The sequence below is a fragment of the Cellulomonas telluris genome (assembly GCF_004886325.1).
Classification (GTDB): Bacteria; Actinomycetota; Actinomycetes; order Actinomycetales; family Cellulomonadaceae; genus Cellulomonas; species Cellulomonas telluris.
On the sequence record NZ_QXFN01000005.1, the window covers coordinates 388332 to 404336 of the forward strand.

Here is a 16005-nt window from a genome sequence, read left to right on the forward strand (position 1 = left end):
GCTGTCGCGGTGCGGCGCCCGCGTGGTGGCGTGTCGGTGGTCGGGTCGAACATGTGTTCGTGCCCGAGCGCCGCGCGACGATCCTCCACGCCGACCTGGACGCGTTCTACGCGTCGGTCGAGCAGCGGGACGACCCGCGCCTGCGCGGCCGCCCCGTCGCGGTGGGCGGCGGCGTGGTGCTCGCCGCGTCGTACGAGGCGAAGCGCCGCGGCGTGCGCACGGCGATGGGCGGCCGGCAGGCGCGGATCGCGTGCCCGGACCTCGTCGTCGTCCCGCCCCGGTTCGAGGCGTACGTCGAGGCGAGCCGGGCGGTGTTCGACGTCTTCCACGAGACGACGCCCGCCGTGCAGGGCGTCTCGAACGACGAGGCGTTCCTCGACGTGGGCGGGCTGCACCGGCTGGACGCGACGGCACCGGTGGACCTCGCCGCCCGGCTGCGGGCGCGGGTGCGCGAGGAGGTCGGGCTCCCCATCACCGTCGGGGTGGCGCGCACGCCGTTCCTGGCGAAGGTCGCGAGCCGCGTCGCGAAGCCGGACGGTCTGCTGCTGGTGCCCCCCGACGGCGAGGACGCGTTCCTGCACCCGCTCCCCGTCGAGCTGCTGTGGGGCGTCGGCGAGGTGACCGCCGCGCGGTTGCGGGGGTACGGCCTGCACACGGCCGGCGACGTGGCGGCGCTGCCCGAGCAGGTGCTCGTGGGCGTCCTCGGCCCCGCCGCCGGGCACCACCTGCACGCCGTCGTGCACGGGCGCACGCCCGAGCGCGTGGTGACGGACCGGCGGCGCTCGTCCATCGGGGCGCAGCGCGCCCTCGGGCCCGGTCCGCACGCCCCGGCGTTCGTCCGCTCGGCGCTGCTGGGCCTCGTCGACCGCGTCGCGCGCCGCCTGCGCGAGGCGCACCGCACCGCGCGCACGGTCGTGCTGCGCCTGCGCTTCGCGGACTACACGCGCGCGACGCGCTCGCACTCCCTGCCGCACGCGACCGACTCCGGGGAGCGCCTGGCCGAGGCCGCGGCGGCGCTGCTCGACCAGGTCGCGCCCCTCGTGCGCGACCGAGGTCTCACGCTCGTCGGGGTCGCGCTGACGAACCTCGGCTCGGACGCCGCGGTGCAGGACGTGCTCCCGCTCGAGCACGCCGACCGGGCCCCGCTCGACGCGGCCGCCGACGCGGTCGCCCGCCGCTTCGGCACGGGCACCGTGGTGCGGGCGAGCCTGCTGCGCACGGGCGACGGGTTCGCGGGGCCGCAGCTGCCCGACTGACCGGGGCGGCCGCGCCCGTGCACCGCTACCCCTCGTGCTCGGAGCGGAGCCGTCGGGCGTCGGCGGCGACCCGGTCCACGTCGAGCGCCGGCCGCCCGCCCGGCCGCGCGGCCGTGCTCCCCGCCGCCACGGTCGCCCACCACCCGGCGGTCGCGGCGTCGTGCCCCGCCAGCAGCGCCGCCGTCAGACCGGCGACGAACGCGTCGCCGCCGCCCGTCGGGTCCACGGGCTCCCCGCCGAGCAGCGGCAGCACGACGTGCCCGCCGTCCCACGCGACGACGTTGGCGTCGCCGGCCTCGAGCGCGACGACGCGCGGCCCCCGGGCCACGAGCTCGCGCGCCGCCTCGACGGTCTGCCCGACCCCGTCCGGGGCCCGTCCGAGCAGCAGCCCGGCCTCCGTCTCGTCCGCGCGCAGCACGTGCACCGACCCGACCAGCCGCTCGCGCAGCGCCTCGTCCTCGGGGGCACCGTCGGCCACCAGCAGCGCGTCCCCAGCGACGTCGAGCGCGGCCGCGACGGCGTCGGCCGGCTGCTGGAGCTGGAGCAGCACGGCCCGCGCGGAGGACAGCGGGCCGGCGGCGGCGCGCACGTCCTGCGGGCGCAGCAGGACGTCGCCCGGCACGTGCTCGAGCAGGCGCCGCTCGCCGCCGCCGGCGACGACGTCGACCAGCAGCGCGGTCGACGCGCCCGCGCGGCGGACGACGTGCGCGACGTCCAGGCCGTCCTCGCGCGCCCGGGCCAGCACGGCGTCGGCGGCCGGGTCGTCCCCGACGACCCCGACCAGCGCGGTCCGCAGCCCGAGCTGCGCGCACGCGACCGCCTGGTTGGCCCCCTTGCCGCCGAGCACCTCGACGCGCTCGCGCACGGGCGCCGACCCGCCCGCGCCCGGCACCTCGTCCACCCGCAGCACGAGGTCGCGCGCCACCTGGCCGACCACCACGACGTCCACGTCCCGGTCCCCCCTCCGTCCCCGGCGTCCACGACCGGACGCCGGCACGGACCACCCTGCAGGCGGTGGCGCAGGGCCGCGACCTCGCGGCCGCCGCCGCGCCCGTGCGTCGTGCCGGCACCTCTGGTCCACTGTGTCCGTGCCGCTGACCGTGGAGCCCTGGACCCTGCGCGAGCCGACGCTGGACGTCGACGACCTGCCCCGCACGGCCGCGCTCCTCACCGTCGCGAACGGCCACCTGGGCGTGCGCGGCGTGCTCGAGGAGCAGCGTCCGGAGGTGCCGGCGGGCACGCTGCTCGCGCCGGTGTACGAGAAGTTCCCGCACGACTACCCGGAGCGCGCGTACGGGTACCCCGACCACGACGAGCAGCTCGTGCCCGTCGTCGACGCCTGCGGGGTGGACCTCGAGGTCGACGGGGAGCCGTTCGACGTGCGCACCGGGACGCTCGAGCACCACGAGCGGCGGCTGGACCTGCGCACCGGCGTGCTGGAGCGCGAGGCGGTCTGGACGTCCCCGGCGGGCACGACCGTCGAGGTGCGCAGCCGGCGCTGGGTCTCCCTCGTGCGGCGCGAGCTCGTGGTCGCGGTGTACGAGGTGCGGGCCCCGCAGGGCGCGCGGGTGCGCGTGCGGCCGGTGCCGGGCTGCCCCGGCCCGGCGTCGGCGGACGGGCCCGGCCTGGTGACGGAGGCGTGCGGCCACGACGAGGGGCGCACGTGGGTCGCGCAGCGCACGGTGGTCGCCGGGGTCGGCGCGGTGCTGGCGACGGAGCACGACGTCTCCGGCCCCGACGGCGGGACGCACCGCTGGGTGCAGGCCGCGCACGGCTGGGCCGTCGAGGCGGACCTGCCGGCGGACGGCCGGCTGCGCCTCGGGACGCGCGCCGCGTACGCGTGCGGGCGCCGCCCGGTGGAGAGCCTGCTGGCCGACGCGCGCACCGTCCTGGCGGACGCCGCGGCCGCCGGCGAGGACGCGCTCGAGAGCGAGCACCGGGCCTTCCTCGAGGAGGTGTGGGACCGCGCGGACGTCGTGGTCGAGGGCGACGACGAGCTGCAGCAGGCCGTCCGGCTCGCCGTCCTGCACACCGTGCAGGCGTCGGCGTGCGTCGAGGGCACCGGGCTGCGCGCGAAGGGCCTGACGGGCCTCGGCTACCACGGCCACACGTTCTGGGACGCCGAGGGCTTCGTGCTGCCGGTGCTCGACCACGTGCTGCCGTCGGCGGCCGCGGCCCACCTGCGCTGGCGCCACGCGACCCTCCCCCGGGCCGTGGAGCGCGCCCGCACCCTCGGGCTGCCCGGCGCGGCCTTCCCGTGGCGGACGATCTCGGGGGCCGAGTGCTCGGGGTACTGGCCGGCGAGCACCGCGGCCGTGCACGTGACCGCCGACATCACGGACGCACTCGTCCGGCACGTCGCCACCACGGGCGACGACGCCCTCGAGCGTGAGATCGGCGTCGACCTGCTGGTGCACACGGCGCGGTTCTGGATGGGCCGCGGGCACCGCACCGACGACGGGGCCTTCCACGTGCACGGCGTCACGGGCCCGGACGAGTACACCGCCGTCGTCGACGACAACACGTACACGAACCTGCTGGTCGTCCGGTCGCTCGAGGCCGCCGCCGACGTCGCGCGCCGGTGGCCGCACGAGGCACGCAGGCTCGGGGTGGACGACGACGAGCGCGCGGCGTGGACGTCGGCCGCCGCGGCGGTCGTCGTGCCCTACGCGGACGACCTCGGCGTGACCGAGCAGTCGGCGGGCTTCACGCGCAACCCGGTCTGGGACTTCTCCCGGCCCCGGGACGGCTGGACCCCGTTCGAGGACCGCGTGCACTACACGGAGCTGTACCGGCACCAGCTGGTCAAGCAGGCCGACCTCGTGCTCGCGCTGATGGTCGCGGGCGACCGGTTCACCCCTGAGCAGAAGCGCCGGGACTTCGCCTACTACGAGCCGCTGACGGTGCGCGACTCGTCGCTGTCGGCGAGCGTGCAGGCCGTCGTCGCGGCCGAGCTCGGGCACCTCACGCTCGCCCACGCGTACGCGCGCGAGTGCGCGTTCATCGACCTGCACGACCTGCGCCGCGAGACGCAGGAGGGCGTGCACGTGGCGTCGATGGCGGGCGCGTGGGACGCCCTCGTCCGCGGGTTCGGCGGGCTGCGCGTGGAGCGCGGGGACGTCCGTCTCGCGCCGCGGCTGCCGCCGCACCTGTCGCGGCTGCGGTTCCGGGTGCAGGTGGACGGGTCGCGGCTGGAGGTCGACGCCCGCCGCGACGGGGTGACGTACCGGTTGCTGAGCGGGGAGCGCGTCGTGCTGCGGCACGCGGGCGAGGACGGGGACGAGGAGCTCGTGCTCACCGCGGCGGAGCCGGCCCAGGAGCGGGCCCTGCAGCCGGTGGCCGAGCCGACGCCGCCGCAGCAGCCGCCCGGTCGCGAGCCGCGGGTCTGAGGGGCGCCGCCCCGCCCGGGGGCGGGGGCGGTCAGGCCTCTCCGGGCGGGACGGCGGGGAGCGTCACGACGAACGTGGTGCCCTCGCCCATCGTGCTGCGGATCTCCATGGTCCCGCCGTGCGCGTCGACCACCGCCTTCGTGATCGACAGCCCCAGCCCGACACCGGGGATGGCCCGCCGCGTCGCGTTCGTCGCGCGGAAGAACCGGGACGTCAGCTGCGCGAGCTCGTCGGCGGGGATCCCGATCCCCGTGTCGGCGACGGCCAGGCGCGCACCGCCGCCGGGCAGCGGGGCGACCTCCACCCGCACGGACCCGCCCGTCGGCGTGAACTTCAGGGCGTTCGACACGAGGTTGTCGACGACCTGCCCCAGCCGGACCGCGTCGCCCTCGACCCGCGCCTCCTGGAGGGCGGGGACGAGCGTCACCTGCGCCTGCTCCGCCGTGGGCCCGGCCGACGCGAGGGACGCCCGCGCGACCGCCGCGACGTCGGTGGGCTGCGGGCTGATCGCGAACGTGCCCGCGTCCACCTGCGCGGACAGCAGCAGGTCGCTGACGAGCCGCAGCTGGCGGCGCGCGTTGCGCTCGATGATCGTCAGGTACTCCCGCTGCTCGTCGCTCAGCTCCTCGGTGCCGTCGAGCAGCAGCTCGAGGTAGCCCAGGACCGACGTGAGCGGCGTGCGCAGCTCGTGGCTGACGAGGCCGAGGAACTGGTCCTTCAGCCGCGCCGCCTCGCGCTCCGCGGTGACGTCCGTCGCGACGACCACGTAGCCGCCCACGGACCCGTCGGGCTCGAGGCGGCGGGTCACGGCGAGCCGCACCACGACGTGGCTGCCGTCGGCGCGCACGTAGGTCCAGTCGCGGACGTCGGCGCTGCCGGAGCGCACGGGGGCGACGAGGGCCTCGACGAGGTCGCGCTGCCCGGCGAGCGCGTCGTCGTCCGGCCCGGACGCCGGCCGGTGCGGCCCGCGCCGGTCGTCGATCTCGCCGCGCAGGTGGAAGTCCGTCAGGTGCCGCCGGCCCACGACCTCCCCCTGGGCGTACCCGAGCAGGCGCTCCGCCCCGGGGTTGAAGACCTCGACGAGCCCCTCGCGGTCGGTGGCGATGATCGCCTGCTCCGTCGCGGAGTCGATGACGGAGATGAGCTGCTCGCGGGCGGCGCGCTGGGCGCTCGCGACGCGGTGCAGCTCGACCGCCGCCTCGCGCGTGCGCGTGAGCAGGGCGGACTGCTGCTGCTGCAGCGCCTGCAGGTGCCGGTTGTGGGCCCGCAGGCGGCCGGTCATCTCGTGCACGAAGACGCTGATGGCGAGCGCGCTGGCGGCGACCAGCAGGCTCCGCAGCACCACCACGTCCTGGTCCACGTCGGGGTGCACGAGCGTGGACGTCAGGACGGTCGCGGCGGTGCCCAGGGTGGCGACGACGATGCGTGTGCGTCCCGGGCGCGCGCTGAGGGTGATGACCGGCAGGTACACGAGCGCCGCGTACGGGGACCCGAGGCCGCCCGTGCCCATGCGCAGGGCCGCCACCGCCGCGATCTGCAGCAGCGGCAGCAGGTCCTCCGCGCCGCCGGGCAGCCGGCGCCACGGCACCGCCAGCGCGAGCACCAGCGACACGACCGTGAGCGCGGCCGCGACGACGATCGCGCCGATGGAGGTGACCTCGACGCCGGACAGCCCGAAGGTGGTCGACCCGGCCGCGAACAGGACGGCGAACGGCAGCTGCCGCTCGAGGACGGACCCCTCGGGGCCGAGGCGCCGGATGAGCGCGCTGAACCGCTGGCCGAGGCTCGTGTCCTCGGCGTACGCGACGTCGGGCGCGGGCAGCCGGGGCTCGGGCAGCGGGCTGAGGGTGCCGGTCACCGCGTCACGGCCTGCAGCACGACGGCGAGCGCGGTCGCCGCCGCCCCGACGCCCGACGCGACGAGCACCCACCGCTCACCGCGGCGGTTGGTCTCGATCTCGTCCTCGAGGGCCTCGGGCGTGAGGGTGGCCCACCGCTCGGTGCGCGACCCGGCACCGTGCGGGGCGGGCGGCGTGGGTGCGCTCATGCCGCGACCTTCCCCGTCTTCTCGGTCTTGTCCCAGACCATGGCGGCACCGCGCCGCTCCTGCACGTACGCGTCGAGGGTGATGGCGCACAGCAGGGGGCCGAACCCGACGGCGTAGAGCAGCGGTCGCGACAGCCACCCGACCCAGCGGCGCCCCTCGACGGCGCGCACGACGTGCGCCACGGCCATCGAGAGCGCCGGCCAGGAGTAGAGGAGCAGGAGCATGGCCTCGCGGCCCGCGTCGCTGAGCTCCAGGCCGAACCAGCCGGGGACGACCACGGGCCAGAACTCGGGGAACCCGGCCGCGACGACGAGGGCGAGCGCACCGAACCCGGGGAACGTGAGCCCCTCGAACCAGGACCTGCGTGCGGTGTCGAGGTCGACGAGCAGGGCCGTCACGGTGACGTACACGTACGCGGCGACGCCGACCCACCAGAGGGTGCCGAACAGCCCCGTCGCCGTCCCGGGCGAGACGAGGTGCAGCCCGACGAGCCCGACCGACGCCAGGACCAGCGTGAACGGCAGCGCGTAGGTGGAGAACCAGATGAGGCCGAACCCGAACGACCCGAGGCGGTGGGTGCGCGACGGCCGGAACCACAGGTGCCGGAACCGGCGCGTGATCTGCGCGTTCCCGCGCGCCCAGCGCGCTCGCTGCTTCCACAGGGCCCGCACCGAGTCCGGCTCCTCCGCCAGCACGACGGCCGACCCGTCGAACACGACCTGCCGTCCGTCGAGCTGGGTGAGGAACGTCGTGACGGTGTCCTCGGCGAGCGTCGAGGTGTCGATGCGCCCGCCGAGGGCCTCGAGGTTCTCGCGGGTGTGCAGCTGCGCACCGCCGGCGAGGCACGCGAGCGCCCCGAGGACGTTCTGCGCGCGGCGCGCGCACGCCTGGGCGGTCACGTACTCGTAGCCGATGAACCGGGCGACCGCGCCCGGCCGCTCGCTGCCCTCCCGGATGTAGGCGGTGACCGCGCCGATCCGCGGGTCCGCGAGGTGGCGGGTCATGCGGCGCAGCGAGTCCGGCCGGTAGATGACGTCGGCGTCCGTGATGAGCAGCGCCTGCATCCAGTCGTCGGCGAGCACCCGCTCGATGCCGTGGTTGAGCGTGTGCGCCTTGCCCTGCCCGCCCTGGTCGCGGCGCAGGTGCACGACGCGTCCGGGGTACCGCTCGGCGAGGGCCTGCACGACCTCGGGGGTGTCGTCGGTGCTCGCGTCGTCGACCACGTACACGCGCAGCCGCTCCGCCGGGTACTGGAGCCGCATGAGCCGCCCGACCGACGCCGCCAGCACGGCGGCCTCGTTCCACGCCGGGATGAGGACCGCGACGTTCGGCAGGTACGGCGCGGCGTCGCCCAGGTGGTTGCGCCACGCGTGCACCGGCAGCAGCAGGTACTGGTACAGGCCGCCGAGCGCCGGCGCCACGCCGACCGCGACGCACGCGACGAGCAGGGCGACGAGCACGTCGCGCAGCGGCTCGCCGGTCATGGTGTCCTCCCCGTGCCGCTCGCCGGGGCGAGCCGCCGGTACACGCCGACGTCGTCGGCGACGTGCGCATCGGTGGACGCCACGAGCAGGACCCCGGCGGCGGCCCAGCGCGTGCGCACGCGCGGGCCCGGGCAGTCCCACTTCTCGTTCACCTCGGCGGGCGTCCCCGTCGCGACGAGCACGGCCGCGAGCGCGTCGAGCAGGTCGTCGGGCACGTCGTCCTCGCCGAGGCCGACCTTGGGCAGCACGGAGAACGGGTGCGCGAGCTGGGCGCGGCCGGTGCGCTCGACCGCGCGGGCAGTGGCGGTCACGAGCATCTCGACGACGTCGGAGGGGCGCACCGCACCCGCGTCGAGCCGCTCGCGCACCGCGCGGGGGCTCCACGGGCCGTCGGGCCCGGGCAGCTGGTGGTCGGCGAGCAGGACCCGGTCCGGCCCGTCGGGCGTGCCGAGCGCCGCCAGCACGTCCGCCGGCGCGTCGACGCGCCCGTCGGTGTCCAGGACCTTCGCCTCGACGCCCGTGAGGACCTCCAGCCCCTCGACCGGCGGCAGGGCGCGGACGGCGGTGAGCATCGCGGACACGTGGGTCGACGTCGTGCGGACGTGGTCGACCATGCGGACGCGCCGCAGCCCGGCGCGGACCGCGGCGGCGAGGTTCTCCCCGGGCGTCGAGACGGCGTCGTCGGAGAACGTGGAGTGGACGTGGTGGTCCTCGTCCAGCCGGGGGGCGCCGGGGACGGAGGTGGTCCCGTCGGCGCTCATCGCGGCGCCAGGACGTCCTCGACCGGCAGGAACACGTCCTCCAGGTAGCGGACGTTCGCGACCGCACGGTGCCCGACGTGCCGCGGGACGGCGCGGCCGAGCACGGCGTCGAGCACGAGCGAGGGCATGTCGACCCCCGCCGCGATCGTCAGCGGCATCGCCCCGGGGAACCGGGGGTTCACCTCGAGCAGCGCCGGCACCCCGTCCGCGTCGCGCTTGAGCTGCACGTTCGCGACCGACGTCAGGCCGACGGCCCGGGCGATCGCGGAGGCGGTCGCGACGAGGTCCTGGTCGTGCAGCGTCACGCCCGCGACGGCGATGCCGGAGTCCACCCGCTTGCGCGCGCGCGGCACGGCGGCCACGACGTGGCCGTCCGGGGCGGCGAGCACGTCGACGGAGTACTCCTCGCCGGGCAGCAGCTCCTGCACCAGCAGGTCCTCCTCGGCGTGCACGGCGTCGAGCTCCGCGGCCGAGGCGACGGTGCGGACCCCGCGCGACCCCGCGCCGCGGCGCGGCTTGACGATCACCGGGAACTGCCAGCCGTCCAGCGCCTGCGGCGTGCCCACGAGCTCGGTGCGCGGCACGCGGACCGTCCGCTCGCAGGCCCGCGCCAGCGCCAGCTTGTCCAGGCACGTCTCGATCGTCCGCAGCGACGGCGACGCGAGCAGCGTGCCCGCCGCGGCCAGCTCGGCGCGCACGGCGGCGAGGCGGGGCAGCTCGACGTCGACGGTCGGGAACAGCACGTCCACGCGGTCCCGGCGGCAGATGTCCCGCACGACGTCGACGAAGTCGTCGGCGCGCCCCGCCGGCACCAGGCGCCGGCGGTCCGCCGGCACCAGGTACAGGGCGGAGGCCCAGTGGTCCATGTCGGCCGCGAGGACGTCCACGTCCCCGCGCCGCAGCAGGGAGCGGATGACGGCGACGCCCGCCGCACCGCCCGCCCCCGTGACGAGCACCCGGGTCATGCCACCACCCCTTCGTCGCGCTGCTGCACCCTCGCGGCCGGTGTCCCCGCCCCCTGGCTCCCGCCGACCGCGGCCGCGGCGCGGACCGTCTCGAGCGGCTCGGCGTACGTCCCCGTGCCGAACCGGGACCAGTACCGGGCGGTGGCTCGGACCACGTCGGGCTCCATGTAGTCGCGGTGCGCCTGCGAGGTGAACGCGGCGAGCATCTCGAGCTTGGCGTCGACGAAGCCGTCGACCGGCACGAACCGGTCGGGGCGGAAGTCGACGGTGGCCGACGGGGACTGGAAGCACGCCAGCGACGGCACCCGCCGGGTGGCGACCACGACGGCCTCGTGCACCGCGCGGTGGTCCTGGTGCCGGTCGTGGCGCGAGTGCGTGTAGCAGACGGTGGGCTGCACGTCCGCGACCGTCTCCTCGACCACGCGGATCAGGCCGTCCGCGGACGCCATGCGCGTGTCCGGGAAGTCGTGCAGGAACAGCCGGGCACCGATGACGGCGGAGGCGGCCAGCGCCTCGCGTCGGCGCACGTCGGCGTCGCCGCCGACCGCGCCGCCGGACATCGTGAGGACGACGACGGTGTCGCCGGCGGCCCGGTGGGACGCCAGCGTCGCCCCGATGCCGATCTCGACGTCGTCGGGGTGCGCGCCCACCGCGAGGACGACCGCCCCGGTCGTCGCGGTCGCGCGGCGCCGCCCCTCGGCCGCGAGCGCCGCCACGCGCTCGAGCAGCGTGCCGGCGGCGACCGGCTTCACGAGGAACTCGTCGGCGTCGCGGCGCAGCGCCTCGACGGCGTAGTCGACGCTCGCGAAGGCCGTCATGACCGCGACCGGGACGCCCGGGGCGCGCGAGCGCAGCTCCACGAGCAGCTCGAGCCCGCTCATGCCGGGCATCTGGATGTCGGTGACGACCGCGTCGAAGCGGTGCTGCGCGACCTGCTCCAGGGCCGACGCCGGGTCGTGCACGACCGTGACGGACATGCCGCCGCGGCGCGCCAGGACCGTGCGCACGTACTGCGCGGTGTCCACGTCGTCCTCGACGACGAGGACCTCGTACTGCTCGTCCACCGCTCTCCCCCCGGGACGTCCGACGGTCACGCTAACCCGCCGGATCGGGGTGCCGTGCACGCCGTCCGACGCGCTGGCCTGCGGGTTCGGGACGAACGGGGACAGGTCGGGCGCAAATGCACCCGCTGCACCGGCGGGTCGCCGCACGACGACGCCCCGGTCGCCGCGGGGGCGGCGGCCGGGGCGGCGTGCGCGTCAGGCCCGCAGGCTCGCGGAGGCCTCGCGCGCGGGGACGGTCGCGTCGGTCGCGTCCGCGTCGGCCTGCTCCTCGCGGGCCTGCTCGACCTCGTCGCGGAACAGGTCGTCGACCCGCGCCGACTCGTACCGCGCGACGTCGAGGATGCCCTCGCGCTTCGCGACGATCGTCGGCACGAGCGCCTGGCCGGCGACGTTCAGCGCGGTGCGGCCCATGTCGAGGATCGGGTCGATCGCGAGCAGCAGGCCGACGCCCGCGAGCGGCAGGCCCAGCGTCGACAGCGTCAGCGTGAGCATGACGACCGCGCCGGTGAGGCCGGCCGTCGCGGCCGAGCCGACGACGGACACGAACGCGATGAGCAGGTAGTCCGTGACGGACAAGTCCACGCCGAAGAGCTGCGCGACGAAGATCGCCGAGATCGCCGGGTAGATCGAGGCGCAGCCGTCCATCTTGGTGGTGGCGGCCAGCGGCACGGCGAACGACGCGTACGGCGCGGGGACGCCGAGGTTGCGCTCGGTGACGCGCTGCGTCACGGGCAGCGTGCCGATGGACGAGCGGGACACGAACGCGAGCTGGATCGCCGGCCAGGCGCCGCGGAAGTACGCGCCGATCTTGAGACCGTTGGTGCGCAGCAGCACCGGGTAGACGACCAGCAGGACGATCGCGAGGCCGACGTAGATCGCGACGGCGAACGTCGCGAGCGGGGCCAGCAGGTCCCAGCCGTAGGTGGCGACGGCGCGGCCGATGAGGCCGAGCGTGCCGAGCGGCGCGAGGCGGATGACCCACCACAGCACCTTCTGCACGACCGCGAGCGCGGAGCGGCTGAACGCGAGGAACGGCTCGGCGGCCTTGCCGGTGCGCAGCGCGGCGATGCCGACGACCAGCGCGATGACGACGATCTGGAGCACGTTGAAGTCGATCGACGTCTCGGCGGTGAAGCCGCCGTCGGCGCCCGGCTCGAGGCCGGTGTCGGCCCCCAGACCGAGGAAGTTGCCGGGGATCAGGCCGTTGAGGAAGTCCAGCCAGCTGCCGGTCGACGACGGCTCGGCGCCCTCCTCGGCGGACAGCGTGGTCCGCGAGCCCGGCTGGAACAGCAGGCCCAGGCCGATGCCGACCACGACGGAGATGCCCGCGGTGATCGCGAACCACAGGAGGGTCTGCCAGGCCAGGCGCGCGGCGTTCGTCACCTGCCGCAGGTTCGCGATGGACGCGACGATCGCGAGGAACACGAGCGGCGGGACGATCGCGCGCAGCAGCGTGACGAACGCGGAGCCGATCTCGCTCAGGGCGGCCGTCAGCCAGTTGGGGTCGCCCTCGGCGTTCACGGGCCCCATGCGCAGGGCGATCCAGCCGAGCAGGACGCCCAGGCCGAGGCCCAGGAGCACCTGCACGGTGAACGACGGCATGCGCAGCCGGCGCCTGGGGGGCGTGGTGGTGTCGGTCGTGGTGGAGGACACGGGTGTCGGTGCCTTTCGCTGGGCGCACGGGGGCGCCGTCGGCGGTGCGTGCTGGTCTCGTCACGCGGGAGGAGCAGGAGGCGTCCGTCGTCGGACGCGGCGGTCCGGCCTCAGGGCCGGACGGGCACGCGGCTCAGCGCGGGAGGGCGCGACACAGCGCGCTGGCGACCCGGCGCAGGTCGACGGCGCGGCGCTCGGTCAGGTCCCACGTGCTCACGCGGTACGGCTCCCCCGGTCTCGTGCGGCGGCCGCGCGACGCGGCCGTGGGTGTCAACAGCGCGGTGCGCCGGTTTCATCCCGGACCCGGCCGGCAGGTGGGACGGGGCGGGCGGGACCGCGCAGGCGCTGGACTACAGTCGCCCCACCCCGTCGGGCGAGGCGTCCCCCTCCTCGCCCCGCCCAGCACCCGAGGAGCACCGTGACCGTCACGGACGCCGCCCGCGCAGGCTCCGCCGGCCTGCCGCTGTCGGCCCGCCTGCGCAGCGGCACCCGCGCCGACCACGAGGCGGCGGAGACCGCGCCCTTCGTCGAGCGCCTCATGTCGGGCGCCCTGACGCGGGACGCCTACGTCGACCTCGCGGTGCAGCAGCACGCGGTCTACACCGCGCTGGAGGAGGTCGGCGACGCCCTGCGCGCGGCGACCCCCGCCGCGGCGTCGGTCGTCCTGGAGGAGCTGCGCCGCGTCCCGTCGATCGAGGACGACCTGGCGTTCCTCCTCGGCCCCGGCTGGGCCGCACGCGTCCGGGTCCTGCCCGCCACCGAGCGGTACGCCGCGCACCTGCGCGAGCGGTGCCGCACGCTCCCCCGCTGGGTCGCCCACGCCTACACGCGGTACCTCGGCGACCTGTCCGGCGGGCAGATCATCCACCGCATGATGCAGCGGCACTACGGCCTCGGCGAGGACGGCCTGTCCTTCTACCGGTTCGCCGCCGCGCCCAGGGTCAAGCCCTTCAAGGACGAGTACCGCGAGCGCCTCGACGCCCTCCCGCTCACCGAGGCGCAGCGCGACGAGGTCGTCGCCGAGGCGCAGCGCGCGTTCGCGCTCAACCGCGACGTGTTCGTCGACCTCGGGGCCGTCCACCTGACCTGACGCCCCCGCCCGAGCTCGTCCTCGATGCTGAGCCCGCGCGGTCCGGCTCCACCCGTCGACGGTGCCGGGGCCCGTCCGGCCCGTGGCAGGGTGGCCCGCGTGACCACCGCTCCCGCACCCGCGCCGCTCCCGGTCGCGCCGCCGGTCGCGGCCGGCCCGCCCGCGGGCGGCGTGCTGACCGAGCTGCAGGCGCGTCGCCTCGGACCGGTCCGACGCTTCTTCGTCCGGCACCCGGGTGCCATGGACGCGGTCGTCATCGTCGTCTACGTGCTCCCCGCCCTGCTGGTGGCGGTGGCGTCGGCGGACACCGTCATCCGGCGCGACGAGCTGAGCGAGGCACGGGTCGCCGTGCTCGTCGCGGTCCTGCTCGGCGGCTTCGTGCTCGGCGGCGTCGCCCTGGGCTGGCGCCGGCACCGGCCCGTCCTCGTCACGACGACCCTCGCGGTGCTGACGTCGCTCTCGCTCGCGCTCGTCGGCAGCCCCGGGGCGGTCGACATGGCCCTGATGTTCGCCATGTACGCCGTCGCGGCCAACCGCCCGCCCCGCGTCACGTGGACCACGTTCGGGGTCGCGATCCTGCTCGTGGGCGGGGCGACGATGGCCTGGCAGGACGACGAGACGACCGGGACGGTGGAGGTCGCGGCGCCCGTCCCGGCGGCCACCGCCGGGACGGGCGAGGTGCCCGTGGAGGAGGTCGTGCCGCTCGGGCTGGACTCGATGGACTCGGTCGAGTCCCGGGTGGTCAGCGTCTCCATGGAGCTCGCGTTCCTGCTCGTGGCGACGTCGATCGGCACGAGCGTGCGCAACCGGCGCCTGCACGTCGCGGACCTCGTCGAGCGCACCAACGCCCTCGCCCGCGACCGCGACCAGCAGGCGCAGATCGCCCGCGCGGCCGAGCGCACCCGCATCGCACGTGAGATGCACGACGTCGTCGCGCACAGCATCACCGTGATGATCGCGCTGTCCGACGGCGCGGGCGTGGCCCTGACCCGGGCGCCCGACGCGGCGCGCACCGCGCTGGACGAGCTGTCGTCCACCGGGCGCTCGGCGCTCGCGGAGATGCGCCGCGTCCTGGGCGTGCTCGACGACGACGGGGCACCCCTGACCCCCCAGCCCGGCAGCCACGACCTGACGGCGCTCGTCGAGCGGTTCCGCACGGCGGGCCTGCCCGTCGACGCGCGGGGCCTCGACACCGTGCTGCCCGACCAGGCGACGCTGCAGATCGCGGTCCACCGCGTCGTCGCGGAGGCCCTCACCAACGCGCTCCGGCACGCACCGGGCACGCCCCGCGTGCAGCTGTGCCTGACCCGGACGGGCTCCGCCGTCGAGATCGAGGTGCTCGACGACGGTCCCCGCGGCCCCGTCCCCGATGCCGGGGGTGCCGGCCGCGGGCTCATCGGCATGCGTGAGCGGGCCGCCGTGCACGGCGGCACCGCCGAGGCCGGACCCCGACCGGAGGGCGGCTGGCGCGTGCGCGTCGTCCTGCCCACGACCACCACCACGACCACGGAGGACGCATGACCCGGGTGCTGCTCGTCGACGACCAGGCGCTGCTGCGCATGGGCTTCCGCCTGGTGCTCGACGCCGAGGACGACCTGGAGGTCGTCGGCGAGGCGGGCGACGGCCGCGCGGCCCTCGACCAGGTCGCCGCGCTGCGACCCGACGTCGTCCTCATGGACGTGCGGATGCCCGGCATGAACGGCATCGAGGCGACCGAGCGCCTCGTGGAGGCCCACCCGGGCGTCCGGGTGCTCATCCTCACGACGTTCGACCTGGACGAGTACGCGTTCGCGGCGCTGCGCGTCGGTGCGAGCGGGTTCCTGCTCAAGGACGCGCGCCCCGCCGAGCTGGTCGGCGCCATCCGGTCGGTGGCGTCCGGGGACGCGGTCGTCTCGCCGCGGGTGACCCGGCGGATGCTCGAGATGTTCTCGGGCCAGCTGCCCACGCCGGACGAGCAGGCCGGCGACGACGGCGTCCACCCGCGGCTGCGCGACCTGACGCCGCGCGAGCTCGAGGTGCTGCGGCACGTCGCCGAGGGCCTGTCGAACGGCGAGATCGCCGCGACGCTCTTCCTGTCGGAGGCGACCGTCAAGACGCACGTCGGCAACATCCTCGCCAAGCTGCGCGTGCGCGACCGCGTGCAGGCCGTGGTCCTCGCCTACGAGACGGGCGTCGTGGGTGCGGGACGGCGGGCGGTCCGCCCCGGTCCGTGAGCCCGGCGGCGGCCCGATGAGTTCGGGGACGGCGGGTGGTCGGACGCAGGTGGATGCAGCACGCACCGCCTGACGCACCGACGG

General features: G+C 76.3%; 14 protein-coding genes. 5 read left to right on the top strand and 9 right to left on the bottom strand.

The window, feature by feature from the left end:
• The first annotated feature begins 59 nt into the window (after positions 1–59).
• Positions 60–1256: a DNA polymerase IV gene (dinB, locus tag FB586_RS17380; RefSeq protein WP_136520587.1), complete on the top strand. Its 1197-nt coding sequence runs from the start codon at positions 60–62 to the stop codon at positions 1254–1256.
• 25 nt (positions 1257–1281) lie between these two features.
• Here the strand turns inward: dinB and FB586_RS17385 are convergent, their stop codons facing one another.
• A complete protein-coding gene (locus FB586_RS17385; protein ID WP_136520588.1) occupies positions 1282–2205 on the bottom strand; it encodes a PfkB family carbohydrate kinase in 924 nt (307 codons plus the stop codon).
• A gap of 139 nt (positions 2206–2344) precedes the next feature.
• On the opposite strand from FB586_RS17385, the gene FB586_RS17390 reads away from it, so the two are divergent.
• Positions 2345–4645: a glycoside hydrolase family 65 protein gene (locus FB586_RS17390; RefSeq protein WP_222928387.1), complete on the top strand. Its 2301-nt coding sequence runs from the start codon at positions 2345–2347 to the stop codon at positions 4643–4645.
• A 31-nt stretch (positions 4646–4676) separates the two neighbouring features.
• Here FB586_RS17390 and FB586_RS17395 read toward each other — a convergent pair whose 3' ends face one another.
• From FB586_RS17395 to FB586_RS20330, 8 genes are all read right to left on the bottom strand, one after another.
• Positions 4677–6503: a sensor histidine kinase gene (locus FB586_RS17395; RefSeq protein ID WP_246036891.1), complete on the bottom strand. Its 1827-nt coding sequence runs from the start codon at positions 6501–6503 to the stop codon at positions 4677–4679.
• Positions 6500–6691, bottom strand: coding sequence for a hypothetical protein (locus tag FB586_RS17400; protein ID WP_136520590.1), 192 nt, complete (start codon positions 6689–6691; stop codon positions 6500–6502). Before FB586_RS17400 ends, FB586_RS17395 begins: the two co-directional genes overlap by 4 nt.
• On the bottom strand, positions 6688–8175 hold the full coding sequence (locus tag FB586_RS17405; protein WP_136520591.1) for a glycosyltransferase family 2 protein: 1488 nt from the start codon (positions 8173–8175) through the stop codon (positions 6688–6690). Before FB586_RS17405 ends, FB586_RS17400 begins: the two co-directional genes overlap by 4 nt.
• Positions 8172–8936: a PHP domain-containing protein gene (locus FB586_RS17410; RefSeq protein ID WP_136520592.1), complete on the bottom strand. Its 765-nt coding sequence runs from the start codon at positions 8934–8936 to the stop codon at positions 8172–8174. The genes FB586_RS17405 and FB586_RS17410 overlap by 4 nt, the downstream gene beginning before the upstream one ends.
• On the bottom strand, positions 8933–9901 hold the full coding sequence (locus FB586_RS17415; protein WP_136520593.1) for an ATP-grasp domain-containing protein: 969 nt from the start codon (positions 9899–9901) through the stop codon (positions 8933–8935). The genes FB586_RS17410 and FB586_RS17415 overlap by 4 nt, the downstream gene beginning before the upstream one ends.
• Positions 9898–10965: a response regulator gene (locus FB586_RS17420; RefSeq protein WP_136520594.1), complete on the bottom strand. Its 1068-nt coding sequence runs from the start codon at positions 10963–10965 to the stop codon at positions 9898–9900. Before FB586_RS17420 ends, FB586_RS17415 begins: the two co-directional genes overlap by 4 nt.
• A 195-nt stretch (positions 10966–11160) precedes the next feature.
• Entirely contained in the window at positions 11161–12618 is a 1458-nt protein-coding gene (locus FB586_RS17425) for a dicarboxylate/amino acid:cation symporter (RefSeq protein WP_370741095.1), read from the bottom strand.
• A gap of 133 nt (positions 12619–12751) precedes the next feature.
• The gene (locus tag FB586_RS20330) at positions 12752–12835 is read right to left on the bottom strand and encodes a putative leader peptide (RefSeq protein ID WP_370514112.1); all 84 of its coding nucleotides are present in this window, start codon (positions 12833–12835) and stop codon (positions 12752–12754) included.
• A gap of 201 nt (positions 12836–13036) precedes the next feature.
• Between FB586_RS20330 and FB586_RS20105 the strand changes: the two genes are divergently transcribed.
• The 3 genes from FB586_RS20105 to FB586_RS17440 all read left to right on the top strand — a co-directional run bounded on the left by FB586_RS20105 (position 13037) and on the right by FB586_RS17440 (position 15921).
• Positions 13037–13708 carry a biliverdin-producing heme oxygenase gene (locus tag FB586_RS20105; RefSeq protein ID WP_246036893.1) on the top strand — a complete coding sequence of 224 codons (672 nt, stop codon included), beginning with the start codon at positions 13037–13039 and terminating at the stop codon, positions 13706–13708.
• A 99-nt stretch (positions 13709–13807) separates the two neighbouring features.
• Entirely contained in the window at positions 13808–15229 is a 1422-nt protein-coding gene (locus tag FB586_RS17435) for a sensor histidine kinase (RefSeq protein ID WP_136520596.1), read from the top strand.
• Positions 15226–15921 carry a response regulator gene (locus tag FB586_RS17440; RefSeq protein WP_136520597.1) on the top strand — a complete coding sequence of 232 codons (696 nt, stop codon included), beginning with the start codon at positions 15226–15228 and terminating at the stop codon, positions 15919–15921. Before FB586_RS17435 ends, FB586_RS17440 begins: the two co-directional genes overlap by 4 nt.
• Positions 15922–16005: the final 84 nt, after the last annotated feature.